The sequence below is a fragment of the Streptomyces sp. NPDC013317 genome (assembly GCF_055563155.1).
This window is the reverse complement of sequence record NZ_JBVHDX010000001.1, coordinates 1,009,035-1,030,303: the sequence shown is the minus strand read 5'-3', so window position 1 is coordinate 1,030,303 and position 21,269 is coordinate 1,009,035. Positions and strand designations below refer to the sequence as shown.

Annotated in this window: 24 protein-coding genes and 1 pseudogene; 12 read left to right on the top strand and 13 right to left on the bottom strand. The window is 70.6% G+C overall.

Going from position 1 to position 21,269, the window contains the following annotated elements; genetic code table 11:
- Window positions 1-177 precede the first annotated feature (177 nt).
- From ACZ3IJ_RS04370 to ACZ3IJ_RS04360, 3 genes are all read right to left on the bottom strand, one after another.
- Window positions 178-1,440 (bottom strand): DUF6357 family protein, encoded by a 1,263-nt coding sequence (locus tag ACZ3IJ_RS04370; RefSeq protein ID WP_467466166.1) that lies wholly within the window; start codon window positions 1,438-1,440, stop codon window positions 178-180.
- A gap of 69 nt (window positions 1,441-1,509) precedes the next feature.
- Window positions 1,510-2,163: a hypothetical protein gene (locus tag ACZ3IJ_RS04365; protein ID WP_467466165.1), complete on the bottom strand. Its 654-nt coding sequence runs from the start codon at window positions 2,161-2,163 to the stop codon at window positions 1,510-1,512.
- 269 nt (window positions 2,164-2,432) lie between these two features.
- Window positions 2,433-3,698 (bottom strand): cation:proton antiporter, encoded by a 1,266-nt coding sequence (locus ACZ3IJ_RS04360; RefSeq protein WP_467466164.1) that lies wholly within the window; start codon window positions 3,696-3,698, stop codon window positions 2,433-2,435.
- Between the two features lie 243 nt (window positions 3,699-3,941).
- Between ACZ3IJ_RS04360 and ACZ3IJ_RS04355 the strand changes: the two genes are divergently transcribed.
- Together ACZ3IJ_RS04355 and ACZ3IJ_RS04350 are read left to right on the top strand one after the other, a co-directional pair.
- Window positions 3,942-4,265 (top strand): plasmid stabilization protein, encoded by a 324-nt coding sequence (locus ACZ3IJ_RS04355; protein ID WP_467466162.1) that lies wholly within the window; start codon window positions 3,942-3,944, stop codon window positions 4,263-4,265.
- Between the two features lie 340 nt (window positions 4,266-4,605).
- Window positions 4,606-5,035, top strand: a pseudogene (locus ACZ3IJ_RS04350) (molybdopterin-dependent oxidoreductase); the annotation flags it as partial.
- An 88-nt stretch (window positions 5,036-5,123) separates the two neighbouring features.
- Here ACZ3IJ_RS04350 and ACZ3IJ_RS04345 read toward each other — a convergent pair.
- The 3 genes from ACZ3IJ_RS04345 to ACZ3IJ_RS04335 all read right to left on the bottom strand — a co-directional run bounded on the left by ACZ3IJ_RS04345 (window position 5,124) and on the right by ACZ3IJ_RS04335 (window position 6,829).
- Window positions 5,124-5,825: a DUF6766 family protein gene (locus tag ACZ3IJ_RS04345; RefSeq protein WP_467466161.1), complete on the bottom strand. Its 702-nt coding sequence runs from the start codon at window positions 5,823-5,825 to the stop codon at window positions 5,124-5,126.
- A gap of 81 nt (window positions 5,826-5,906) precedes the next feature.
- A complete protein-coding gene (locus tag ACZ3IJ_RS04340) occupies window positions 5,907-6,302 on the bottom strand; it encodes a hypothetical protein (protein ID WP_467466160.1) in 396 nt (131 codons plus the stop codon).
- Between the two features lie 50 nt (window positions 6,303-6,352).
- Window positions 6,353-6,829, bottom strand: a complete 477-nt coding sequence (locus tag ACZ3IJ_RS04335; protein ID WP_467466158.1) for a hemerythrin domain-containing protein — start codon at window positions 6,827-6,829, stop codon at window positions 6,353-6,355.
- Window positions 6,830-7,423: 594 nt separating this feature from the next.
- Between ACZ3IJ_RS04335 and ACZ3IJ_RS04330 the strand changes: the two genes are divergently transcribed.
- The gene (locus tag ACZ3IJ_RS04330) at window positions 7,424-7,810 is read left to right on the top strand and encodes a hypothetical protein (protein WP_467466156.1); all 387 of its coding nucleotides are present in this window, start codon (window positions 7,424-7,426) and stop codon (window positions 7,808-7,810) included.
- Window positions 7,811-8,039: 229 nt separating this feature from the next.
- Here ACZ3IJ_RS04330 and ACZ3IJ_RS04325 read toward each other — a convergent pair whose 3' ends face one another.
- The 4 genes from ACZ3IJ_RS04325 to ACZ3IJ_RS04310 form a co-directional block, all read right to left on the bottom strand.
- On the bottom strand, window positions 8,040-9,035 hold the full coding sequence (locus tag ACZ3IJ_RS04325) for a PHP domain-containing protein (protein ID WP_467466155.1): 996 nt from the start codon (window positions 9,033-9,035) through the stop codon (window positions 8,040-8,042).
- The gene (locus ACZ3IJ_RS04320) at window positions 9,032-9,925 is read right to left on the bottom strand and encodes an SDR family oxidoreductase (RefSeq protein WP_467466153.1); all 894 of its coding nucleotides are present in this window, start codon (window positions 9,923-9,925) and stop codon (window positions 9,032-9,034) included. Before ACZ3IJ_RS04320 ends, ACZ3IJ_RS04325 begins: the two co-directional genes overlap by 4 nt.
- 377 nt (window positions 9,926-10,302) lie before the next feature.
- Window positions 10,303-10,722 (bottom strand): VOC family protein, encoded by a 420-nt coding sequence (locus tag ACZ3IJ_RS04315; protein ID WP_467466274.1) that lies wholly within the window; start codon window positions 10,720-10,722, stop codon window positions 10,303-10,305.
- A gap of 837 nt (window positions 10,723-11,559) precedes the next feature.
- Complete coding sequence (locus ACZ3IJ_RS04310; protein ID WP_467466151.1) at window positions 11,560-12,402, bottom strand: MerR family transcriptional regulator; 843 nt, start codon at window positions 12,400-12,402, stop codon at window positions 11,560-11,562.
- Between the two features lie 381 nt (window positions 12,403-12,783).
- Here ACZ3IJ_RS04310 and ACZ3IJ_RS04305 point away from each other — a divergent pair, with 381 nt between their 5' ends.
- Both ACZ3IJ_RS04305 and ACZ3IJ_RS04300 read left to right on the top strand, forming a co-directional pair.
- On the top strand, window positions 12,784-13,200 hold the full coding sequence (locus ACZ3IJ_RS04305) for a CBS domain-containing protein (RefSeq protein WP_467466149.1): 417 nt from the start codon (window positions 12,784-12,786) through the stop codon (window positions 13,198-13,200).
- A 199-nt stretch (window positions 13,201-13,399) separates the two neighbouring features.
- Window positions 13,400-13,558 (top strand): hypothetical protein, encoded by a 159-nt coding sequence (locus tag ACZ3IJ_RS04300; protein ID WP_467466148.1) that lies wholly within the window; start codon window positions 13,400-13,402, stop codon window positions 13,556-13,558.
- Between the two features lie 645 nt (window positions 13,559-14,203).
- On the opposite strand, the gene ACZ3IJ_RS04295 is transcribed toward ACZ3IJ_RS04300, so the two are convergent.
- Window positions 14,204-14,626: a DUF3592 domain-containing protein gene (locus ACZ3IJ_RS04295; RefSeq protein ID WP_467466147.1), complete on the bottom strand. Its 423-nt coding sequence runs from the start codon at window positions 14,624-14,626 to the stop codon at window positions 14,204-14,206.
- 527 nt (window positions 14,627-15,153) lie between these two features.
- Between ACZ3IJ_RS04295 and ACZ3IJ_RS04290 the strand changes: the two genes are divergently transcribed.
- The 3 genes from ACZ3IJ_RS04290 (at window position 15,154) to ACZ3IJ_RS04280 (ending at window position 16,917) form a co-directional block, all read left to right on the top strand.
- Window positions 15,154-15,504 carry a hypothetical protein gene (locus ACZ3IJ_RS04290; RefSeq protein ID WP_467466146.1) on the top strand — a complete coding sequence of 117 codons (351 nt, stop codon included), beginning with the start codon at window positions 15,154-15,156 and terminating at the stop codon, window positions 15,502-15,504.
- A 123-nt stretch (window positions 15,505-15,627) separates the two neighbouring features.
- Window positions 15,628-15,963 carry a hypothetical protein gene (locus ACZ3IJ_RS04285; RefSeq protein ID WP_467466145.1) on the top strand — a complete coding sequence of 112 codons (336 nt, stop codon included), beginning with the start codon at window positions 15,628-15,630 and terminating at the stop codon, window positions 15,961-15,963.
- A 246-nt stretch (window positions 15,964-16,209) separates the two neighbouring features.
- Window positions 16,210-16,917, top strand: coding sequence for a response regulator transcription factor (locus ACZ3IJ_RS04280; protein ID WP_467466144.1), 708 nt, complete (start codon window positions 16,210-16,212; stop codon window positions 16,915-16,917).
- Window positions 16,918-16,925: 8 nt separating this feature from the next.
- Here the strand turns inward: ACZ3IJ_RS04280 and ACZ3IJ_RS04275 are convergent, their stop codons facing one another.
- Both ACZ3IJ_RS04275 and ACZ3IJ_RS04270 read right to left on the bottom strand, forming a co-directional pair.
- Window positions 16,926-17,723, bottom strand: coding sequence for a CAP domain-containing protein (locus tag ACZ3IJ_RS04275; RefSeq protein WP_467466143.1), 798 nt, complete (start codon window positions 17,721-17,723; stop codon window positions 16,926-16,928).
- 454 nt (window positions 17,724-18,177) lie between these two features.
- Complete coding sequence (locus ACZ3IJ_RS04270) at window positions 18,178-18,504, bottom strand: hypothetical protein (RefSeq protein WP_467466142.1); 327 nt, start codon at window positions 18,502-18,504, stop codon at window positions 18,178-18,180.
- Here ACZ3IJ_RS04270 and ACZ3IJ_RS04265 point away from each other — a divergent pair.
- The 4 genes from ACZ3IJ_RS04265 to ACZ3IJ_RS04250 all read left to right on the top strand — a co-directional run bounded on the left by ACZ3IJ_RS04265 (window position 18,497) and on the right by ACZ3IJ_RS04250 (window position 21,142).
- Window positions 18,497-18,718, top strand: a complete 222-nt coding sequence (locus tag ACZ3IJ_RS04265; protein ID WP_467466141.1) for a hypothetical protein — start codon at window positions 18,497-18,499, stop codon at window positions 18,716-18,718. The two genes, ACZ3IJ_RS04270 and ACZ3IJ_RS04265, sit on opposite strands and share 8 nt — an antisense overlap.
- Before the next feature lie 269 nt (window positions 18,719-18,987).
- Complete coding sequence (locus ACZ3IJ_RS04260) at window positions 18,988-19,764, top strand: thioredoxin family protein (protein WP_467466140.1); 777 nt, start codon at window positions 18,988-18,990, stop codon at window positions 19,762-19,764.
- Window positions 19,764-20,363 (top strand): TlpA family protein disulfide reductase, encoded by a 600-nt coding sequence (locus ACZ3IJ_RS04255; protein ID WP_467466139.1) that lies wholly within the window; start codon window positions 19,764-19,766, stop codon window positions 20,361-20,363. The genes ACZ3IJ_RS04260 and ACZ3IJ_RS04255 overlap by 1 nt, the downstream gene beginning before the upstream one ends.
- Window positions 20,360-21,142 (top strand): cytochrome c biogenesis CcdA family protein, encoded by a 783-nt coding sequence (locus ACZ3IJ_RS04250; protein ID WP_467466138.1) that lies wholly within the window; start codon window positions 20,360-20,362, stop codon window positions 21,140-21,142. Before ACZ3IJ_RS04255 ends, ACZ3IJ_RS04250 begins: the two co-directional genes overlap by 4 nt.
- The last annotated feature ends 127 nt before the right edge of the window (window positions 21,143-21,269 follow it).

The window sequence follows — 21,269 nt, the reverse complement described above, 5'->3', positions numbered from 1 at the left end:
CACCAGGGCCAAGTACGCTCCCGGGGCCGCGCTCGCGTCCGTCGGCGAGGAACTGCCCACGTCGACAAGCCTCTCCGAGCATCCACTCGCGACGCGGCGCCGGCCGTGAAGGCAGGGCGCGTTCATCACCTCGCATCAGCATGCAGGGACGACCCTCAGTGGGCGGGCTCTGCTGGGCTACCGGGTGTCGCGCCGCCGACGTGCTCGCTCGAGCTCGGCTACGTCCGACGTCCAGGGACCGTGCTGTTCGAGTGCGACACAGCCGCCGCGGACAAAGGCCTTCACCAGGTTTCGGTATCCGCCGATCCCGTCGACCAGTCTGTACTCGACCCGGTACTGCGGATTCGCCGCTCCCCTCCCCTGACGCAGCGTCGTGATGCGGGCGGCGGAGTCCGCGTAGAAGTGGAGCTGGATCCCCTCGCCCAGCTCCTCGTCCTCGATGGTGAACACTTCGTTGTCCGCGGCGGAGCGGTCACCGACGAACTCCCAGAACTCGTCGGCCGCGGTACGGGGTCCGTCCTGACGCCACTTCTTCTCGACGCCCTTGTCGTCGGTGAACGACAAGGCCGTCTTCCCCGCGCTCTCTCCGACGTCGGAGCGGTGGTCGGCAGCCTTCTCGTCGTCATCGACGGGTGCGTTCCTGGAGCGGTCCGCGGCCTCCGAGCACATCAGGAAGCTCACGGCGCGCACCGCGTCATCGACGAGCTCAGGGTGTGCACGGCGTACGGCTGCTTCGACCGTCGCCTCCATCCGGTGCCAGTCACGCCTGTCCGTGGCGCGGCTTCCCCGTCGCGGATCGCGGCCGATCTGCATCCCGGCGCACGCCTGCTCCGCGGTGGCGACCACCCGCATGACCTGGGGCAGCAGCGCGGGGTCGACGGCGTCGGGTATGCGCCTCGGAACCGTCGCGCCGTGCACATACCGGCCCGTGTACCTCAGAATCGCGGCGTCGAGTCGACCGAGCACTACTCCGCGCTCGGCGCGACGGCGGCCCGCGTGGTACTCCTGAGCTCGCTTCCCGTCTGACGTCTCGGTCGCCCCGCCCAGTGCCGCACACACCTGACCGCGCTCAAGTAGACCGATGTCGGCCCCGTGGGCGACGAGCCGGCCCCTGTCCCACCGGACGCGCTGGAAGAGCGCGTCGACGTCCGCAGGCGCGGCAAGGAGGATCGGGTCCAGGAGTGCGACGGCTGCGTCCTCGTCGAGCCGGCCCCCGGTTCCGGCGGCGTCGCACAGCGGAAGGACCGCACTCCACAGCAGCAGGTGCCTGGCGAGGTCCTCCCGGATCACCGCCAGATGGGCCTCGCTGATGGAGAAGGTGAACAGGCGAGGCTCGTGGTTGGCGTCAGCCCCGGCACCGAGCACCAGCTTCAGCTCGCCATCCTCGCGGATCACGCTCGGGATCCAGCCGCTCGTGCGCGCGAAGACGACGTCTCTCATGACGCCAGTCTTCCGTGAATCGGCACCGGCCGGCACGGCGATGTCGCAAGCGGCCCCCGCAGCATCTGGTCACGACCACCGTGAGAATTCGATGTCGAGGCGCGGGTCGGTGCGCACCCAGACTTCGCCCCCGGCGCCTCCGGCCGGGGTGTCGACCCGTTCGATTCCGAGGAACTCGATCAGCTTGAGAAGCACTGCTCGGTCGGCTCGGTCGTCGTCGGCATCGTGCGAGTCGAAGAAGACGTAGTACCGGTCGCTGGGGTCCACGTAGCCCGAATCAGCCCAGATCCGAGCGACTTCCCGGATCGCAGCTGCTTCTGACGTGATCGTGGCGGCGCGCGCGGCACCGCGGGTCTCGGGTGACCCGTCGAGATCGGCGAGGTCGGGGAACCACTGGCCGAAGTGGTCGAGGCCGGCGTATCCGTTCTCGAAGAACAGCATCGCGCTCGGGAGGTAGCGGTTGGACCTGTCGACCCGGAGGTATTCGGACCGAGTTTGGTCCGCATGTTGGATCCGGGAGATCACACCTCGCCAGGGCATGATGACCAGACTCTGCCCTGACGGCCCATCATTGATGGTGTAGGTGTCAGAAGCTCGATCGCGGAAGAACGCCGAGAACGCGACGTAGGCTTCCTGAGGGTCGCTCACGGAGACCTGTTGGTCGTTGCCGTCACCGACGGTGAAGACGAACTGTTTCGGTCCGGGGTTGTAGGGGCGAGCCATGCGCGTCCTTCGTTCACGTGTGCGAGCTCCGCCAGCGTAGTCGAATCGAACGGCCGTGCCGGCCGTTCACAGCCCAGGAACATCACCGGTGAATCGGCGGGTCAGCCTGTCCCCGTGCCCCGCCAGCCGTCGGACCACTCGAGCGCTGCGCCCGTCACCACCGCCGTCAGCGCCCCCACGCGCCGAAGTGGGGCGTCGCATCGCCGTCACGGCGACTGTCGCCATCCGGTGTCGACGGCCTCGCTGTCCTTCGCCGTCCTACGGGGTGCTCAGGGCGGAGTGGCAGAGGAGTCTCGGAGGGCGTCGAGACGGCGGATGACCGGGGTGGCGGCGGCGCCGTGCAGGAAGACGGACAGCAGCACGGTGAACGCGACGATCGACCACAACTGCGAGGCGTGACCGTCGAACTGTTCACTGTGCCCCAGAGCGTAGGCGAGGTAGTACAGCGAGCCGACCCCTCGGATGCCGAAGACGGCCGTGACCGCGCGCTCGCGTGGACCGGTGCCGCCTCGGAGGAGGCTCACCCACCCGGCCGCCGGCCGGACGACGAGGAGGAGGGCCACCCCGACGAGAGCCCCCCGCCAGGTCAGTTCCGGCAGCCCGTAGGTGACGAGGAAGCCGCCCAGGAGAAAGAGGAGGAAGACGGTGAGCAGCCGCTCGATCTGCTCGGTGAACTCGTGGAGCACCTTGTGGTAGCCGTGACTGCGTTCGGCGGCCCGGATGGTGCAGGCGGTGACGAACACGGCGAGGAAGCCGTAGCCGTGGAGCAGTTCGGCCGTCCCGTACGCCACGAAGGTGGCTCCCAGGGCCACGAAACCCTCCATGTGCTCGGACAGCCTCAGCGAGGGCTGGCGTGCCCGGAAGAACATCAGCCCGAGCAGCCACCCCGTCACGATCCCCACCGCGATCCCGATCGCCGTTCTGGCCACCACGGCGTCGAGGAACCAGAGCCCCACGCCGCCCGCCTCCACGCCTTGGCCGGCCGTCGCCGCCAGGGCGAGCGCCGCCAGTACGAAGGGGAACGCGAGACCGTCGTTCAGCCCCGCCTCGCCCGTCAGCGCGAACCTGACCTCGTCCTCGTCGTCCTGGGCATCGGTGGGCTCACCCACGCGTACCTCCGCCGCCAGGACCGGATCGGTCGGCGAGAGCACGGCGGCCAGCAGCACGGCCGGCGCCAGCGGCCAGTCCATGACGAGCGCCGTGACGGCTGCCATCACCACGATGGTCAACGGCAGACCCAGTCCCACGAGCCGCCAGGGCGCCGCCCAGGAACGCAGCCCCACCCGCCGGTTGAGCGCAAGCCCGGCACCCATCAGGGAGACGATGACGCACAGTTCGGTCGCGTGCTCGACCCAGATCCCGTGTTCCCGTGGATCCACCACCGGCACCGACAGCGGAAGCAGGGCCACCAGCGCCCCGGCGGCCAGGAACACCATCGGCAAGGACAGGGGACGGCGGAAAACGAGCCTGGGGACGACGGCCGCTCCGAGCGCGCCGATCCCCGCGGCCAGATACACGGCGTCGGAGAGTGTCATCCGCTCCATCCTGTCGGATCGTTTCCCTCTCGCCCCCTCTGGGCCCGGCCCCGGGCGCGCCGACCGTACGCGGTCGGTTCGCGCCGCGGGACTCGGACGGTCAGGGCTGTTCGGGCCGTCCATCCGGGGCCGGGAAGCACTGGCCGGCCGGTGGTGTGTGTGGCTGTGGTTCGGGCAGACGCGGTGTGGGTCCGGTGGACTCTCCATCGGTCCGGCAGGTCAACGTCGAGTCGAGGAGTCCTCATGCCCCGCGGATCCAGCCCCAAGCGCGAACGCCAGTACGAGCACATCAAGGAAAGTGCCCAGGAGCGTGGTGAGAGCGCCAGGCGTGCCGAGGAGATCGCCGCGCGGACCGTCAACAAGGAACGCGCCCGCTCGGGCGAGTCGAAGACCGCGAGCCGGTCCTCCACTCACGACATGTCCTCCTCCAAGCGCGGCGGGCAGCGCTCGCACAGCGGCTCCAAGGGCCCCACGAAGGAGCAGCTGTACAACGAGGCCAAGCAGCGCAACATCGAAGGACGGTCCAAGATGGACAAGGCCGAACTCGAGCGTGCTCTCGGCCGCTGACCCCCGCCGGGGACAGCGGCTCCGCCGAAGAGCTGTGGGCGGCGAAACCCGCCTCTGCCTCCGCTCGTCGCCTCTCGCGGGTACGGCGCGTTGCCGCGGACCGGGACGGCGGCGCTGTCAGCACAGGGTGCGAGCCGCTCGCGTGCTCGGTCGCTTCCCGTACACCCGACCTGGCGGAGTCGTACCCGTGCGCTCGCCATGCGCGGCGCTGGTCAGCTCCGGGCCGTCCCTCCCGCGGACAGCACGTTCCCGCCTGCGGCGGGAGCCGTGTCAGGTGGTCAGGTAGCCGCCGGTCGTCGGCGGGGTCGGCCGCGGTGCCGCCCGATGGAGAGGAACGGCTGTGAGGCGGAAACCCCTGGTGTCCGGCGATCGGATCACCGATCCGTGGGGCGCCGCACCCCCTACGGTCGGGGCGGTGAGTGGCCCGTACGTACAGACTCCTGCCTGGCCGACGGGGTGGACGAGCGGAAGGCCGAGGCGTGGGTGCGCTCGGCTTCGCTGCTGCATTCCGACGGGGACGCCATGGACATCGCAGTCCGGGGCGGGCGGATCGTCGGGGTCCGTGGGCGGGCCGGCGACCGGGTCAACAGGGGTCGGCTGGAGCCGAAGGACCTGTACGGCAGGCCAACGGCGCTGCCGACCGGCTGACCCGGCCGTTGGTCCGCGAGGGCGGGAACCTCGTGGAGAGCGACTGGTCGACAGCGACGGGCCGCATCGCAGCCAGGTCGCGAGAGCTCATCCGCTCCCACGGGCCGGAGGCGGTCGCGTTCCTCGATCGGCGGGTCTCCACGCGGGGCGAGATTCGGGCTGCCCGGCGGGGTAGCCGGAAGATTCGCTCCGCCATGGTCTCCCCCTCGGTCAGCCCTCGACTCCCGTGGAGGTGTGCGGGGCACCGACGGGCTTGGACTCCGGGGAGCCCCGTTGGCGCAGATAGACGGAGAGGATGGCCATCGCTCCCACCGCCAGGAGTTCGGACTGCCAGTTCTGCAGTGACCGGTTCCAGAAGTCGGCGCTTGCCAGGTAGGCGGCCCATGAGACGGGCGGGAGGAGTTCGCGCAGTTGCTGTTCGTTGTAGGCCGCCGCGCCTGCGATGGACTGGGCGAGCCAGGACAACAGGAACAGCAGGGCCATCACCGTCCCCAGGGAGCGTGAGTAGAGCTTCTGCCGCCAGTCCTTGGTTCCCGCCCAGCGGGGCGATCCGGGACGGGCGTGGTCACCGGCCCTCTGCTCCTGATCGCTCTCCGTCCCGGCCTTGTGCAGTTCCTTGGACTCGGGCGAACCGCGCTGAAGGAGCCAGACGGTCCCGAAGATGTACAGGAAGAACTGCAGAAACTCCGATTGCCAGTTCTCGGTCACGTCGACGGCGAAGTCGGAAGACATCAGGTATTCGCCCAGTGTCAGCTGCTGCATTCCGTCGACGGCCAGATCCTCGTTGAACCCGGCGTGCCCGGCGAGCGCCTGCCCGGCCAGGACGAGGAAGAAGGCGCCGCCGAAGGCGAGGGTGAGGCTGTTGTCCCGCCAGAAGCTGCCCCTGGCGGCCGTTCGCCTGCCGTTCGTCACCGTTGCATTGCCCCGATCGCCATGAAGTAGCCCAGCCCTCCCAGGATGACCACCAGGCAGCTGACGAAAAGGAAGCGCACGTCAGCCACCCTTCAACGAGCACCGGTAAGGCAGGTCCCTCTCGGGCTCGCAGCCTGCCGCGACGACCTTCCAGCCGTCGTCGAACTGCGACAGGAAGAGCCTGTCTCCCTCAAGGCGCAGCAGCGCCTGCCGTCCGTACACCTGGGTGTCTCGCACTGTGCCGCCGGCCGGAAGCTCCTCGCCGGCCAGGGACGGCCCGCACGGCTCGCCGGCATCCTCTTCCAGCTGCCGGCGGGTCTGTGGGGCCAACAGCGCGCAGGCGTCGGCGTAGTCGGCACGCACCAGGGCCTCCTCGAAGGCGGTCGCCGCCCGCCGCGCGCCGTCGAGCCGAGGCTCGGTGGCCCCGCACCCGCACAGCATCGCCACCGCTGCGGCAACGGCCGCGACCCTTGCCACGGGGCGGCGGCTCCGCTGTGCGCGGCGCTGGAGGGGGTGGTCGGCGGCCGTCACTTGCTGGTTGCGCTCGGCACCGCCAGAGGGTCGCGGGGAGCCTTGCCCTTCTCCGCTTCCAGCTGCTCGCCGACCTCGAGGAGACGATTGCGTCCCATGGCCTTGCGGACGTCGGGGAACCACTCCTGCTCCTCCTCCTCGACGTGGTGGCGGACGTTCTCCATCAGGACGCTCATCTTGGCCTTGAACCGTTCGTCGGCGGGGTCCATGGACTTGAGCTCGGAGAGCATCCACACCACGGCATGGTGTTCCTCGATGCTCTCCAGGATGTGATCGGTGGTGTCCGGCGCGGCCTCGCGGGCGGCGGGGTAGAAGACCTGTTCCTCGATCCACGCGTGCACGGTGAGCTCCTCGATCACCTCGTCCGCGATGGACCTGCGCTCGGTGAGCTCGTCGTCGTCGGTCTTCTCGAACCGCTTGAACAGCTTCTCCACGGTCTTGTGGTCCTCGCGCAACAGCACGATCGCATCCATCTTCCGGTTCCCTTCGAGCGGCGGACGGCACCCCGGCATGAGGCCCCCATCCGCACCACCATCCCTGGTCGAACCGGAGAGTCCGCCGCCCCGCGTCACGACGCCACGACAGGTCCCCCCACGCGGTCTAACCCGCGGAGGAGCGCCCATGACCGGAGCACAGCGGCCGCAGGACGGCCCGCTCGCAGGCGAACGGTCTCGGCCCGTCGTCCTCACGGCGCAGCAGCGCGTAAACGACAGCATGAGCCTGCTCGTCCACGAGCGCACGGACGACCTCCTTGCCCGGCTTCGGCGGGAAAGCGCAGGCGGATCTCGCCGCGTCGGCAGGTGGCGTGCTCCCGCAGCAGGGTCGCGAGCCCGGAGCTGCCGTTGTCGCGGGCGTACCGTTCGCTGCCGGCTCGAACGCCGCCCACGCCGCACTGCGCCGGCACGGCCTCCACGTTCTCCTTCACCGCGCCCAACAAATCGGAGTACGGAGGAATGGCTTGCCGGCGAGTGGACAGCCGCCGCATGTCAGCCGCGGGCCCCCGCTTCGGCAACCGGACGATACGCGGGGCTCAGCGGAATCCGGGAGCCGGAAGGTAGGCGAGTCTCATGACCAGGGATCCGAGGTCTCACCCCGAGGGTGAAGGTGCCACTCCGCACAAGGCCACCACGCAGCACGGCTGGGCTCCCGATGTCGACGCGACCCACACGCAGGACAACCCGAGCGCGCGGCGCTCGTTCCACCCGGACGAGAACGCTCCGCGTAAGGGTTCCGGCCGCCAGACCTCCGAAGAGGAGACGGGCAACCCGCACGGGCGGCCCGTGAAGAGCTCGAGCCGACGCGGCGAGACGCGGGCCAAGGCCGAGGGCGGCGACGAGGGTATGCACGACACAGGTCCCAAGGGCCAGAGCCGTCGTCCCAGCGGAACCAGGGACGCGACCGCCGTGACCGGCGTGGACGCCCAGGAGCCCTCTCACGGAGGCGAAGCGCACTGATCCCGCGGGGTCGCCGGCGCTGATCTCCTGGCGCGTCCCGTGGACGGCCAGGCAAGTGCACCTGACCGTCCGCGCGACGGGCGGCGAGGCAGGTCATGGCATCTGCCTGCTCCTCAGTACGGCGCGACGCGCGGACCACGACACGTACGCCGTGCTTCCGGGCCTTACGGTGCTCAGCCGCACGGGGCGTCACATCGTGCCGCCCGTCATCACGCTTCGCGGGCTGCCATCAGCTCTTCCTGTGTGCCATCAGCCGTCCGAGCGGCCAGGTCGTGATCAGTCGATCAGCTCCCAGGCCGATCCGTGCGGCGCGTGCGTACCCGGAGCTCTGCCAGTGCAGTTGTTCGGGCGCGTGTGCGTCGGTGTCCACGGCGAACAGGCAGCCCGCGGCAGCGGCCTGTTCGAGCAGGTCGTCCGGCGGGTCGCGCCGTTCCGGCCTGCAGTTGATCTCCACGGCGGTACCGGCCCTCGCGCACGCGGCGAAGACGGCCGCGGCGTCGAAGCGGGACTGCGGGCGGCCGCGTCCGGTGATGATCCGCCCTGTGCAGTGCCCGAGCACATCCACGCGCGGGTTTCGTACGGCGGCCAAGAGGCGGGCGGTCATCGGTTCGGGCTCCGAGCGGAGCTTGGAGTGTACGGATGCCACCACGACGTCGAGACGGCCCAGCAGTTCCTCTTCCTGGTCGAGCGAGCCGTCGTCGAGGATGTCGCACTCGATGCCGGTGAGCAGCCGGAAGTCAGAGCTCATCGTGGAATTCACGGCGGCCACGGCATCCAGTTGGCGTTCCAGACGCTCGGGGCTCAGGCCGTGGGCGATCGTCAGCCGCGGTGAGTGATCGGTCAGAACGGCCCATTGGTGGCCCATGGCGCGGGCCGCTCGTGCCATGTCCTCGAGCGGGCTGCCGCCGTCCGACCAGTCGGAGTGCAGATGGCAGTCCCCTCTGCTCGCGGCCGCGAGGTCCCAGCCGGCGTGGGCGGCCGGGTCGGCTTCGGCCTGCAGGCGGGCCAAGTAGCTCGGCACCTTCCCCGTCGAAGCCTGAGCGATCACCTCGGCGGTGACTGGGCCGACACCGCGAAGCCGTTCGGCCCGGACGGCGTCCACCGGGCCTGGCGGTAGGTCACGGACGGCGTCCGCCGCCGTGTGGAAGGCGCGCACCCGGTAGGGAGACGCCCCACGCCACTCGAGGAGGAAGGCGATGCGACGCAGGGCTTCGTCCGGGTTCATGGGAGCGGTGTTCCGCCGGTGGCGTTGACGATCTCGCCAGTGATGTAGGAGGCCCGGTCGGAAGCGAGGAAGACGTACGCGGGCGCCATTTCCACCGGCTGCGCGGGGCGGCCGAGCGGTGACTGCTCCCCGAAGTGCGTCGGGTCGGGCATCGTCGCCGGAATCAGCGGCGTCCAGACGGGGCCGGGAGCGACGGCGTTGACCCGGATACCGCGCTCGGCGAGCATCTGGGCGAGGTTGTGGGTGAAGGAGATGATGGCGGACTTGGTCATGGCGTAGTCGAGGAGGTGCGGGCTGGGCTGGTAGCCCTGCACGGAGGTGGTGTTGATCACGGATCCGCCGCGCGGCATGTGGGCAAGAGCGGCCTTGGTGAGCCAGAACATCCCGTACAGGTTGGTCTTCATCACCCGGTCGAACTGCTCGGTGGAGATTGCCTCGATGCCGTCCGGCTGGGCCATCTGGTAGGCGGCGTTGTTGACGAGCAGGTCGATGCCGCCGAGTTCGGACACGGTTCGGTCGACGAGGGCGGTGCACTCGTCTTCGTTCCGGATGTCGCAGACCGCGGCCACCGCCGTGCGGCCTGCTTCGCGGATGAGGCGCGCGGTCTCCTTGGCCTCATCGGCTTCCTCGGGCAGGTGGGTGAAGGCGACATCGGCGCCTTCACGTGCGAAGGCCAGGCAGACGGCCCGGCCGATTCCGGAGTCTCCTCCGGTGACCAGCGCCTTGCGGCCGTGCAGCAGGCCGTGGCCTTCGTAGGTCGCCTCGCCGTGGTCGGGGCGGGGCTCCATCGCCTCGGTCGAGCCGGGGTGGTCCTGGTCCTGCTCGGGAAACGGGGGTCGGGGGTGCAGCCCCACAGGATCGATGAGGCGGGGCTGGTCGTGAGAGGGCATCGCGATCTCCTTCCGGCACGGACGGGTGGTGAGGTTCAGGATGTGAGGCCGGGCAGGCGTGTGATCCGACTACCCCAGTGGTCATGCCGTATCCCGCGCCGCACGCGGTGACACCCGCCGAACGGGGGCTGTCCGGGGGTGCGGCTGAGGGGGGCGGATCCGGGCTCCGCCCTCCGGCGGTGTCCTCTCCGAGGCTGTCGGGGGCCTCGTCGACCCTCGTCGGCCACCCCCTCTTCCTGGGGGTCCCCCTCGTTGTGACACCGATCCGGCGGTGCCGCGACCGGAGCAGCGTCGGCCGCGGCAGCATCTGTCGGGGGGACACAGCTCCGGCCGTGACCTGCGGGCCTGCATCCCTGGCTCCTGCCCTCGCCCGGTGGTCACGCGTCAGGGGTCGGTGCATCGTCCAGCGCGGACAAGCACCCGGCGGGGTCCCGCAGCGTGATGCTGTGGCTGTTGCCGTGGCCGCGTACGGTCCGGCCTCCAGCGGCCAGCGCGTGCGCGACGGCTTCCTCCGGATCTGGCACTCTGAAGTGGACCATCCAGCGAGGCCTGAGCCGCGGTTTCGCAGCAGCTCGCCCGACAGGGCCGCGGAGCCTGGCAACGGGACGGCCACGCCTTCGCAGTACGACCTGATCCTCCTCGTACGCGGTGTCACAGCATCCGCCGCCCTGTCCCCATCCGAGTACCTCGCCGTAGAAGAGGGCGGCATCGAACGCGTCGCCCGTGTGCAGCTCCAGCCGTGCGGGAGCACGCGCCGAGGCGACGCTCCCATCGGCGAGAACGTCACCGTCCCACACACCGAAGACGGCGCCCTCCCGATCGGCAGCCACTGCCGCCCGGCCGCCGGCGGGAAACGAGACGGGCCCCACCGCGACCGTGCCGCCTCGCTCACGTACACGCTCAGCGGCCGCGTCGGCACTGTCCGCGGCGAAGTACGGAGTCCAGGCGACCGGCAGAGCGGACTCAGCGGCCACGGTGCCGATGCCGGCGACTGGTACGTCGCCGGTCTCAGCTACCGAGAAGACTCCGCCGAACCCGCCCTTCCGGAAGGGTCCACCCCAGCACCGCCCCGTAGAAGCGTTCGGCCGCCTGCCGGTCGCGCGCCGCCAGGCTCAGCCGGCATGGATCGCCGATCACATCCGTGGCCACCCGAACCACAGGAACCCCTCTCCGCGACGTCTCCTGTCGAGGTGGACCGCGGGTGCCCCCGGGAGCAGCACGGCAATCACCATGCTCACGTCTCTTCCATTCCGCGTAGGGGCTGATGTTCCGTTTCCGCGTAGGGGCTGAGCGACGACAGCACGAGCCGGGCGGCGAGGATCATGCCGCTCGCGCCCGGCCGCCCGGTGCATGGACCGACCAGATCGAACCGGCGGTCGGGCGGGGGCCCGGTCACGATGGGGGACACGGCGGTCCGACCGACACGTCCCCCAGCCCTGTGGGCGGCGGGCGTGGCTCCGGGACCGACGGCCCGGCGCTCATACCTGGCAGCCCGCAGGGAGGGGACGCGCGCAGGGATCGGACGCGCGGAGCGACGGTTGGAGGTGCCTTTCGTGGAGCGTGCGCGCCGTATCGAGACGCCGGCTTCGCGGCGGCGTGCGATCCGGGAACCCCGTGCACGACCGCACCAGCGCTCAGCTGCCCGCGGACAGGTCCCCGCCGAGGAGCTCTGCCGTGAGTTCCATGCACCGCGTCCGGGCCGCGGAGAAGCCGTAGGGCATCTTGGTCACCGCTTCGACGGCACTCATCCGGGTGTCCTCCTCGCCGCTCGCCTCGGCGTCGTAGATCTCGAAGAGCTTCTCCTCGGCCACGTCCAGTCCGGCAGCCTCGATGGCCTCGAGCAGGGCCTTGTGGTGGGCGCAGTGCTGCGCGGCGAGTGCCTCGACCTTCGGGTCGTAGGGGTCGACGGTGTCATCGAGGGTGGCATCCGCCGCGTCGAGGCGGTCTGCCTCGGCCCCTAGAGCGGGATGGGTCGCCAGGACGATGAACACGCCGGCCTGCAGTGCGGCTCCCAGCGGCCCGAATATCCGTTCCGTGACCAGCAGGGCGTCCAGGTCGGAGGGGCGCAGCGCGCCGGAAGGCAGGTGGCTGAGCCGGTCCGTGACCAAGGCGGAGAGCAGTCCGAGTGGGCTGCCCACGGCCCGGAGGCGCTGGACCGCCTCGCGCTGGCGCTTGATGTCGGCCTCCTGGGCGGCCAAGGTCTCCTCCAGCCGGCCCAGGACGTCCTCGACGTCCCGGGATTCGTCGAAGGCGGCCCGCATGTCGTCCAGACTGATGCCGGTCGCGGACATCTTGCGGATCCACAGCAGGCGGATCATGTCGTCGTAGCCGTAGCGGCGGCGTCCGTCTCCGCCTCGCTCGGGCTCCGGCAGCAGGCCGATCTGGTGGTAGTGGCGAATGGCGCGCGGGGTGGTTCCGGCGAAGGCGGCGGCATCGCCGATCTTGACCTCGCGGGGAGGCCTGACGGAGGGGTACATCGCAGACAGAGACCTTTCGTGCCGTGGTGCCCTCGACGACACCACATGCCGCTACGGCATGTGCAACCACACACCACCCGGACCCTGACGGACTTCCGGGCGGCCCCTCGCCAGGGGTGACCCGTCCCAGGGCGGCCCGTAAGGGTGGGGAGATCACATCAGCAGGTCTGGGCAACCGAGAGCGAGACCTGAGGAGAGTCACGGAGCGCGATCGGCGGCAGGCGACTGCTGTTTCGAGGAGGAACAGGCTGACAGCAACGTCGGCACCAACACTCGCGTGCACATCTGAGTCATACGCGCGCGACGGGGCACCGGCTCGATGCCCGACCGCCGGCTTTCCCGCCCGGGAACACGGCGACAAGCACGAAGGGAGTGGACGTCATGACCACGGCCCGCGACATCATGACGGAAGGTGCCGAGTGCATCGGCGCCGAGGAGACGGTCCTCGAGGCCGCCAAGAAGATGGCACGCATGGGTGTCGGCGCGCTGCCGATCTGCGGCACGGACGACAGGCTCAAGGGCATGCTCACCGACCGCGACATCGTTGTGAAGGTCCTGGGTGCCGGCAAGGACCCCGCCCAATGCAAGGCTGGAGAACTCGCCCAAGGCGAAGCGGTCACCATCGGCGCGGACGACGACGCGGCCGCGATTCTGCACACCATGGCCGATCACCAGGTACGACGACTGCCGGTCATCGACGGTCACCGCCTGGTCGGCATCGTCGCCCAGGCAGACGTCGCGCGTGCTCTGCCCGACCCACAGATCGGCGACCTCCTCGAAGCCCTCTCCGTCAACTGACCCACCTGTCGCCGCGCTCGACCTGGCGGCATCGACGCCTGTCGCCAGGCCTTCGACGGATGGCCCGGGGGGCGGCTATGACTCACCACTCGCGGGCGTTTTCCGCCAACAAATCTAGGGCAAACCGTACAGAACGACCGGCGACTGCTCGCTCTGAGGGCGGGCTCAGCCCAGAGACCAAACCGGAAAGGCAGCAACCATGGGCATCGCGAAGGCCGCTTACCTGAAGGTCCGGGGACTCATGAAGGAGTCCGACGGCAAGGCTCTGCAGAATCCCGCCCTGCAGGCCGAAGGCCGCAGGATGCGTGACACGGGCCGAACAACGCGCGCGCGGCTCCTGCCGCGACGCTTCCGCTAGTGGTTCCCCTCCCCCACGCCCGGATTGACGGGTGACCCGTCCACCCGTACCGATCGTTCTGGTCACTACCGGCGGCGCATGGAACGGGCGACGGTGGTAAGTGGCCGGGTTACGAATCCCAGGACGGGTCCAGAGCGGGATGAGCCCCACGGCCCCGATACCGGCTCATTCGTCGGTACCGGACCGTCCAAGCAGGTGGAGGAGCGGCCGCCGAACCGGCTCCCAGATGCCACGTCGGTCCTGGAAAGCCGTGCCGCGCGGCACGCTGAAGGAATTCAAGGACGACGAGCTGACCGACCGCGCCGCAGCCCTGACGTACTACGGCATCCTGGCCATCCAGATTGGCGATCCACAGCCACACCAGGAAGATGATCACTCCGGCCAGACGCCGAGTCGACGCGTCAGCGCGCCATCGCCGGAGGCCACCCCAAGGATGCGGAGCCGTACGTCGCGCCCCGGGACACCCGCACATGGAGCGACGACGACCGTCGACGCCTCGACTGAGCACACCGCGAACCGCTGGCGGTCACACGAATCGGTCGTCCTGGACCTCCTCACGTCGACGCGAGACGGCCGGCCACGATTCGAAGCCGGTGAATCTCAGCACGGGGGGAGTCGCGGATGCGCACCTGACTCCCACGGCACTCAAAGAAGGACGAGCAGGAGAAGGACCGTCACGGTGCCTGCTGTGGCGATGGTTCCCACCACGGCGAATACCGTGTGGACCGTTGCCGAGTCCCAGCCCTGGATCGCGAACCGGCGGGGATTGTTCTCGTCATAGAGGATCGTGACGGAGGCACCGACGCCGAAGCCGCGTGCGGTGCTGCCGCGGCCGAGCCTGGAGGAGTGCTCGCACTCGCGGCCGTCGCGGGTCGTCCAGGCCACGACCGGGTGGTAGTACTTGGCTCCGTCGTGGTCTCGCCTGGTTTCGTGACGGACCACTCTCCCCGCCGCGGTGATGCCTGTGCGACGGAGCGCGCCGGCCAGGCGGAGTCCGTGCACGCCGATGCAGAGGAAGATCACGCCGATCACCAGCGGTATGAGGAAGAAGAGCCATTCGCGTTCCATGTGGTGTCCGACGCGCGGGTGCGGGGATCGGTTGCCCGCTGCTGGAGTGCTGTCCGTCTCGCGGCGACCTGCAGGGTCCGCGCGTACCGGCGGTCCCGGAACGTCTCCGGAGGGGGACGGACGCGCACGGCCTGTGATCCAGCCTGGCCCCGGTCGAGGAGTCCCACGCGCCCCGTCGTACATGCCCTTGACACGCACGGATGCGTACCCGAGAGTCCCGGCCGAAGGTCGTCAGAGGGCCGAACAGCCGCCGGCCCGGGAAGCGGCCGAGCCGCGCTCGGGTGCGGAGAGTGTCGCGGGGTGTGTGCCGGGCGCAGGGACGCGGGCCGGAGCGGAGCCGACCTTGACGGCCACCGGCACGGGTCGCGATCCGGGGTGGCGAGGCTAGCTTTGGGCCGACTGCGCGTCGCGTGTTCTCCACGACGGGTGGAGGCATCCGATGACGCGAACATGATCGACTAGGCTGCCGCAGTGGGGCGCAGCCGGGTCTGCTGCGCGTTTCGGATTGCGGGGGAGTTCAGCCGGCTATGCGTCATCTCGTCAACACCTTGGGCTCGGCGGCCTCGCGGGTCGGCGACCCGACTCGGCCCGACCGGATCGAGGATCCGGTCATCGCCCGTATGCAGAGTCTCCGCTCAGCTGTGGGGCTGACCGCGACGCTGTGGCTGCTCTTCGCCTACCCCATGCGTGTGGACCGTCAGAGCTTCTTGATGGGCAAGCTGCAGGAGTTGTTGATCGGCTGCGGCATTGTGCTGGCCGCTGTCGTCGTCGGAATTACAGCCTTCATCGCCTTGGCCCGAGCTCCTCTGGGGCGCGGGTACGCCGCTCGCGTGGGTGGCCCATTGGCCCCGCGCTGGGTGCGATACCCCTGGGAGTAGGTGCGGTCTGGCTGATGGTGGCGGGCCCTGGGTGGTGACATTGTCGCGCCTGGGGACATCGGCCCGCACGACTTCACATTCGGACTGTTCGGTACCGTCATCGGCACGCTGATCACCGGTCTGGTGATCAGCGTGCTGTTCTTCGTGGCCGCACTTGTCTGCGCCGTAGGTCTCGTCGCGGCCTTGCTGTTCACGCTCGCTGCAGCTGTGAAGGGGCTGAACTCATGTTTTCGTGCTGGGGATGTGCATGAGCTGCTGCCCGCCCTCGTATCGCCTCTTCTGGTCTGGTCACTGTTCGCCCTGCAGCTTTTCGACGGTGCGGATGTGGCTGCTCCTCCCCTCGTGATCTACGTCTTCTCGCTCGGCGGTCCTTTGTCGGTCACTCTGCTTTCGCTCTGGGAGGTGCGGCGGTTGCGTGTCCGCTACGGCGTGACGCTCCGGTCGGCTCTCGGTCGGTAACTTCAGTTCCGATCCCGGAAGGATGGGGCTTCAACACCGTTGCGCGGCAGGCGCGATGCCATGCGACGAAGGCACGGTCCGGGGGGCCCGCTCCGAGGGGGCCATGCCTGCGGGATCCGGTTCTCCGGTACCGGGGCGTGCGGGAAAGCGGTCCAGGGATCGGCCGTGATCCGGGAGGTTTCGCCCGGAATCGGGGCCTGGTGAGAGCTGTCCGGAGGGCGGACGGGCGGTTGTAGGGTGTCCGCCATGCCCTGCGTACTCGTGGTCGAAGACGACCCCAGCATCCGTGCCTCGCTGATGGAGATCCTCGCGGAGCACGGCCATGCGGTGCGCAGCACGGGTGATGGGTTCGGCGCGCTGCGCGAGGTCGCGCAGGGTTCGGTGGACGCGGTGGTGCTGGACCTCGGCCTGCCCGATCTGGACGGCGGCGACGCGCTGCGCATGATCCGCGGGATATCGAACGTGCCCGTGGTCGTCGCGACCGCGCGTGACGACGAGAGCGAGATCGTCAAGCTCCTGAACGCGGGCGCCGACGACTACCTCGTCAAGCCGTTCTCCGGGGCGCAGCTCCTGGCCCGGCTCTCGGCGGTGCTGCGGCGCACCGCGGTCCCCGCCGCGGTCGCCGGGCAGGCCCCACCCGTCGATCCGTCGGGTCTGGTGACGGTCGGTGAGCTGACCGTGGATCCGCCGGCGCGTTCGGCCTATCTGGCGGGGCGTGAACTGGTCCTCACGCGCCGGGAGTTCGACCTGCTGGCCTTTCTCGCCCGGCACGCCGGCACGGTGGTGTCCCGGCACCGGCTGCTCGCGGAGGTCTGGCAGGAGGCCTACATCGAGGACCAGACCATCGACGTGCACGTGTCGGCGCTGCGTCGCAAGCTCGGCGAGCGGGCCTCGGCACCACGGTATCTACGCACCGTGCGCGGGGTGGGCATCAAGCTGGTGGCGCCGCACTGAGGAGGGGCTCAGGAGGGAGTGCCGAAGTTCTGGGTCCACCAGGGGCCTCCGTCGGTGCTGACCCCGACGCCGATCTCGGTGAAGCCGCAGTTGAGGATGTTGGCCCGGTGGCCGGGGCTGTGCATCCAGGCGTCCATGACGGCGGCCGCGTCGTCCTGTCCCTTGGCTATGTTCTCGCCGGACCGTGACCAGGTGTATCCGGCCGCCTCGATGCGGTCCTGCGGCTGGGAGCCGTCGGTTCCCGTGTGGGAGAAGTTGCCGGTGGCGGCCATGTCGTCGCTGTACTTCTGAGCCGCCTCGGTGAGGTCCGCGTCGACCGTCAGGGCCTTGCAGCCGGCCGTGGCACGTTCGACGTTCACGAGGCGTACCACCTCCTCGGCCTCGCCGCTGCCCGCCGGGCGCGTACCGCTGTCGCGCTCGGTGGCCGGCGGCTTCGCGGTGGCCGGGGGCGCGGGCCTGGGCTTCCGCGCGCCCTGGGACGCGGAAGGTCTGGCCGCCTTGGCGGTGGCCGAGGGCGGTGGAGTGGCCGAGGGGGTTGTCGGCGTGGCGGAGGGGGTCGTCAGGATGGGCAGGGCGGCCGACGCGGACGTCGGTCCGGTCGGCGGTGCGGTGGTCGGCGTCGGGTCGGGCGAGTCGCCGCCCATGGCGACGGACTCGGCCTTGTCGTGCGCGGAGCCGACGAGTTCGGCGCCTGTCAGGCCGGCGGCGGCGACGGCCAGGATACTGAGGCCCGCCACAGTGGCTGTGACGCGCGGGTTGCGCGGGGCGCGGTGTCCGCGACGTCCGTGGGCGGCTCGGGAGCTCATCTCGGTACTCCTCCAAGGGGTTCGGTTACGGGGTGGACCTGCGGGGTGGCCGGCACGGGCCGGGCGCGTTGGCGCGGAGCGGCCGTCCCTGTCAGTACGGCCGGGATCGTGCGGCGGAGAGGCGCCGCCGGTTGCCGTGACGGGAGCGTAGGCGTAGTTGAGCTGCGAAAACGCCGTCTGAGGGATGCGCTCAGGAGGACCTAAGCATCAGCTCAGGTTCGGGCCCCGCCTGGAGCCCCGACCGAGGGGCGATTGGCGGGGCGAACCTTGAGGCGGCATGCGGGGGGCCCATGTCGCCACGAACGCGTCCGCCAACTCTCCGTACGCCTCGGGGCGGAGGCGGGGCCCCGAGCCCGACCGGTCGCGGCCGGCCCCCGGGCCTCTCCGTGAGCGAGGGCGGGGTCGGTGGTGCGGTGGGCGTCGGCCACACTGATGCGGTGCCACGCCTCCTGCGCTATCTCCTCATATGGCTGTCGTGCACCGCGGCCAGCGTCACCGCAGTGATGCTCACGGTGTACTTCGTCATCGGCCTGACCCGACCGACCCCGCCCGCCGCGCGGTCGGTCCAGGCGGTGTACCCCTCTCCGTCCGTCCTCGTCGGGGTGCCGGCCTCGTCCGTCGCGACCACGCCGAAGGCGCCCACCACCACACCCGCGTCCCCCTCGTCACCGCCGCCGACCACCCGTACGCCCTCGCCGTCGCCCTCGGCCACGCGGGCGCCCGTCCCGCCCGCGCCCCGGCCGTCGGCTTCGAAGTGCAGCGGCGGTCCCGGGTTGCACACGGTTCCCTCCGAGGGGGGCAAGGTCACCGTCCAGTACGGCCGCGACAGCGTGTGCTTCGTCTCGGCCGTTCCCGATCCGGGGTTCCGCACGAGCACCGAGCAGAGCGATCCCGGCACGCTGGTGGTCGTCTTCACCAGCGACGACCACCGTTCGCAGATCACGGCGACCGTCGTGCCGAGGGCGCAGGCCAGCGTGCGCGAGACCCGGCTGTAAGTCCTCGGGCCGACGCCGCGGACGGCCGGAGAACCCGGAGAACCCCTGGTGGAGGGCGTGCGGTCGCGAACCTGAGCAGTTCCTTAAGCGTGCCTGATGGGTGGCATCAGGACGGTCCACGACGCGTTTTCGGCACCTAGGCTCACGGTCGGTCAGGACGATCGCTCCGGCCCCGGCGGACAGGACGCCGGGCCGCGTCCTGCGCCCGCTCCGGCACCGGCCGTCTCCAGGCCCCCGGAGAGCTCACCGACACAAGGGGTTGATCCGTCATGGCCGCACATCGGCGCAGACAGCGCACCGCCGGCATTCAGGGCCTCGTCCGCTTCTCGGCCGTCTCCCTCACGGTCGCCTCCGCCGCCGTCGCCACGGCTTGGGGAACGGGCGGCTCGAAGAACGACGCGGCGCAGAACGTGTCGGTGGCGGCGGCTCCGGACGCGCCCGCCGACCAGGGCACCGGCACACCGGCGCCCATGGAGGCGGCCGCCTCCCCCACCGCCGCCGCGACGTCGGTCCCGCCGAGCCCTTCCGCCTCCTCGCCCGTGGCCAAGCGTTCCGCGGCGACGACCAAGGCCGCCCCTCGCCCCGCCAGGACGACGGCGGCTCCCGCCCCGACCAAGCCCGCGGTGAAGAAGAGCGCGCCCGTCTCCGGCTCCTCCGGTTTCACCAGCGGGTACCCGACCGGTGCGGACGCCCGTGGGGCCGTCAAGGCCGCGGTCGCCGCCGCCAAGGCCGACGGCAAGAAGGTGCTGATCGACTTCGGCGCCAACTGGTGCGGCAACTGCAAGGCCGCCGACCGGGTGTTCGCCACGAGCGGCGTGGGGGCGCTCCTGGACGCCTCGTATCACGTGGTCAAGGTCGACATCGGCAGCCAGGACTCCTCGGCCTTCGGCCTCCTGCGCGACTACTGCTCCGGCGAGGGCGCGTACAAGATGCCCGTCCTGGTCGTTCTCGACGGCAACGGCAAGGTGGTGACCGAGACGCACTCGACCGGCAACCCCGAGCTGACCGAGACCGGCCTCGGCGCGTTCCTGCGGAAGTGGGCCTGATGACGGCCCGCGGTCACAGACGCGACGCGTCGGCGGCGATCGCCCTGTTCCTCTTCGCCCTCACGGCCACCGGCTGCGGCGGGGGCACCGTGGCGGGAGCGGACGGCGGCGCGCCGGGAGCGGGAACCGACGAGACCGCCGCGGTGCTGCCGGTCGCCGAACGCCCTTCCGCGCCCGACACCTCCGGCCGGGACCTCACGGGCCGGGACCTGGCGCTGCGCTCGTACCGCGGCAAGGTCGTCGTCCTGAACGTGTGGGGCTCCTGGTGCGCTCCCTGTCGCGCCGAGGCCGCCGACCTGGAGGCGCTGCGCGGTGCGCAGGCGCCGCGCGGCGTGGAGCTCCTGGGCGTCAACGTCCGCGACCGCTCCACCGGGCCGGCCCGGGAGTTCGAGCGGACCTACGGGCTGCGGTACCCGAGCATCCACGATCCCGACGGAGAGCTGCTGCTGGCCTTCCCGCCCGCGCTGCTCAACCCGCAGGCCATCCCTTCCACGCTGGTCATCGACCGGCAGGGCCGGATCGCCGTCGCCGTCTCCGGTCCGGTCACCCGCGCGCGGCTGGAGCCCCTCGTGGACCGGGTCGCCGGGGAGGACGCATGACCGGCCCCACGTGGGCTGCGCTCGCCGCCGGGCCGGCCGCCGGCGCGGTGTCGGGCACCCTGCTCCTCGCCGTGCCGGTGGCCGTGGCCGCAGGCCTGGTGTCCTTCCTCTCTCCGTGCGTCCTGCCGCTCGTGCCGGGCTACCTGAGCTACGTCACCAGCCTGTCGGTGTCCGACCTCGCCCAGGCGGACGGCGGGCGGCGCGGACGGATGGTCGCCGGAGCGGCGCTGTTCGTCCTGGGTTTCAGCGGCGTCCTGGTATCCGGGGGCGCCCTGTTCGGCTTCGTCGGGCGCAACCTGCTCGCCTACCAGGACGGCATCACGCTGGTCCTCGGCCTGTTCACCGTCGTCATGGGGCTCGCGTTCGCGGGCTGGCTGCCCCGCTTCACCCAGCGCGAGCTGCGCAGCAGCCGCCGGCCCTCGTTCGGCCTGGCCGGCGCGCCCCTGCTGGGCGTCGTCTTCGGCGTGGGCTGGACGCCGTGCATCGGGCCGACCCTGGCCGCGGTGCAGGCCCTGGCCTGGAACGAGGCCAGCGCCGGGCGCGGCGCCCTCCTCATGGTCTGCTACTGCGTGGGGCTGGGCGCGCCGTTCCTCCTCACCGCACTCGCCTTCCAGCGCGCTCTGCGCGCCTTTCGATGGGTCAGGAACCACCACGGAACCGTCATGCGGGCCGGCGGCGCACTTCTGGTCCTCGTCGGCGTCCTGCTGATCACCGGCCTGTGGACCGACCTGGTGTACGCGTTGCAGGTAAGGCTGCAGGGCACGACCGCGGCCCTGTGAGCACCGGTACCCGAGTGCCACCGCCACTCCTCGCCCGGGAGAGCCCGACTCCCGCCGCGCACCGTACGGCTCCACTCCCCCGTACCCGGGAGGGCCGGTCGCGCCTCCGGCGTGCGGCCCACCCCCC

What these genes read in the sequence shown, in the direction of transcription:
- ACZ3IJ_RS04280 (WP_467466144.1), top strand. Translation starts at nt 16,210, where the DNA reads ATGCCCTGCGTACTCGTGGTCGAAGACGACCCCAGCATCCGTGCCTCG.
- ACZ3IJ_RS04335 (WP_467466158.1), bottom strand. Translation starts at nt 6,829, where the DNA reads ATGGATGCGATCGTGCTGTTGCGCGAGGACCACAAGACCGTGGAGAAG.
- ACZ3IJ_RS04330 (WP_467466156.1), top strand. Translation starts at nt 7,424, where the DNA reads ATGACCAGGGATCCGAGGTCTCACCCCGAGGGTGAAGGTGCCACTCCG.
- ACZ3IJ_RS04355 (WP_467466162.1), top strand. Translation starts at nt 3,942, where the DNA reads ATGCCCCGCGGATCCAGCCCCAAGCGCGAACGCCAGTACGAGCACATC.
- ACZ3IJ_RS04360 (WP_467466164.1), bottom strand. Translation starts at nt 3,698, where the DNA reads ATGACACTCTCCGACGCCGTGTATCTGGCCGCGGGGATCGGCGCGCTC.
- ACZ3IJ_RS04305 (WP_467466149.1), top strand. Translation starts at nt 12,784, where the DNA reads ATGACCACGGCCCGCGACATCATGACGGAAGGTGCCGAGTGCATCGGC.
- ACZ3IJ_RS04310 (WP_467466151.1), bottom strand. Translation starts at nt 12,402, where the DNA reads ATGTACCCCTCCGTCAGGCCTCCCCGCGAGGTCAAGATCGGCGATGCC.
- ACZ3IJ_RS04300 (WP_467466148.1), top strand. Translation starts at nt 13,400, where the DNA reads ATGGGCATCGCGAAGGCCGCTTACCTGAAGGTCCGGGGACTCATGAAG.
- ACZ3IJ_RS04250 (WP_467466138.1), top strand. Translation starts at nt 20,360, where the DNA reads ATGACCGGCCCCACGTGGGCTGCGCTCGCCGCCGGGCCGGCCGCCGGC.
- ACZ3IJ_RS04325 (WP_467466155.1), bottom strand. Translation starts at nt 9,035, where the DNA reads ATGAACCCGGACGAAGCCCTGCGTCGCATCGCCTTCCTCCTCGAGTGG.
- ACZ3IJ_RS04255 (WP_467466139.1), top strand. Translation starts at nt 19,764, where the DNA reads ATGACGGCCCGCGGTCACAGACGCGACGCGTCGGCGGCGATCGCCCTG.
- ACZ3IJ_RS04290 (WP_467466146.1), top strand. Translation starts at nt 15,154, where the DNA reads ATGCGTCATCTCGTCAACACCTTGGGCTCGGCGGCCTCGCGGGTCGGC.
- ACZ3IJ_RS04260 (WP_467466140.1), top strand. Translation starts at nt 18,988, where the DNA reads ATGGCCGCACATCGGCGCAGACAGCGCACCGCCGGCATTCAGGGCCTC.
- ACZ3IJ_RS04295 (WP_467466147.1), bottom strand. Translation starts at nt 14,626, where the DNA reads ATGGAACGCGAATGGCTCTTCTTCCTCATACCGCTGGTGATCGGCGTG.
- ACZ3IJ_RS04370 (WP_467466166.1), bottom strand. Translation starts at nt 1,440, where the DNA reads ATGAGAGACGTCGTCTTCGCGCGCACGAGCGGCTGGATCCCGAGCGTG.
- ACZ3IJ_RS04365 (WP_467466165.1), bottom strand. Translation starts at nt 2,163, where the DNA reads ATGGCTCGCCCCTACAACCCCGGACCGAAACAGTTCGTCTTCACCGTC.
- ACZ3IJ_RS04275 (WP_467466143.1), bottom strand. Translation starts at nt 17,723, where the DNA reads ATGAGCTCCCGAGCCGCCCACGGACGTCGCGGACACCGCGCCCCGCGC.
- ACZ3IJ_RS04320 (WP_467466153.1), bottom strand. Translation starts at nt 9,925, where the DNA reads ATGCCCTCTCACGACCAGCCCCGCCTCATCGATCCTGTGGGGCTGCAC.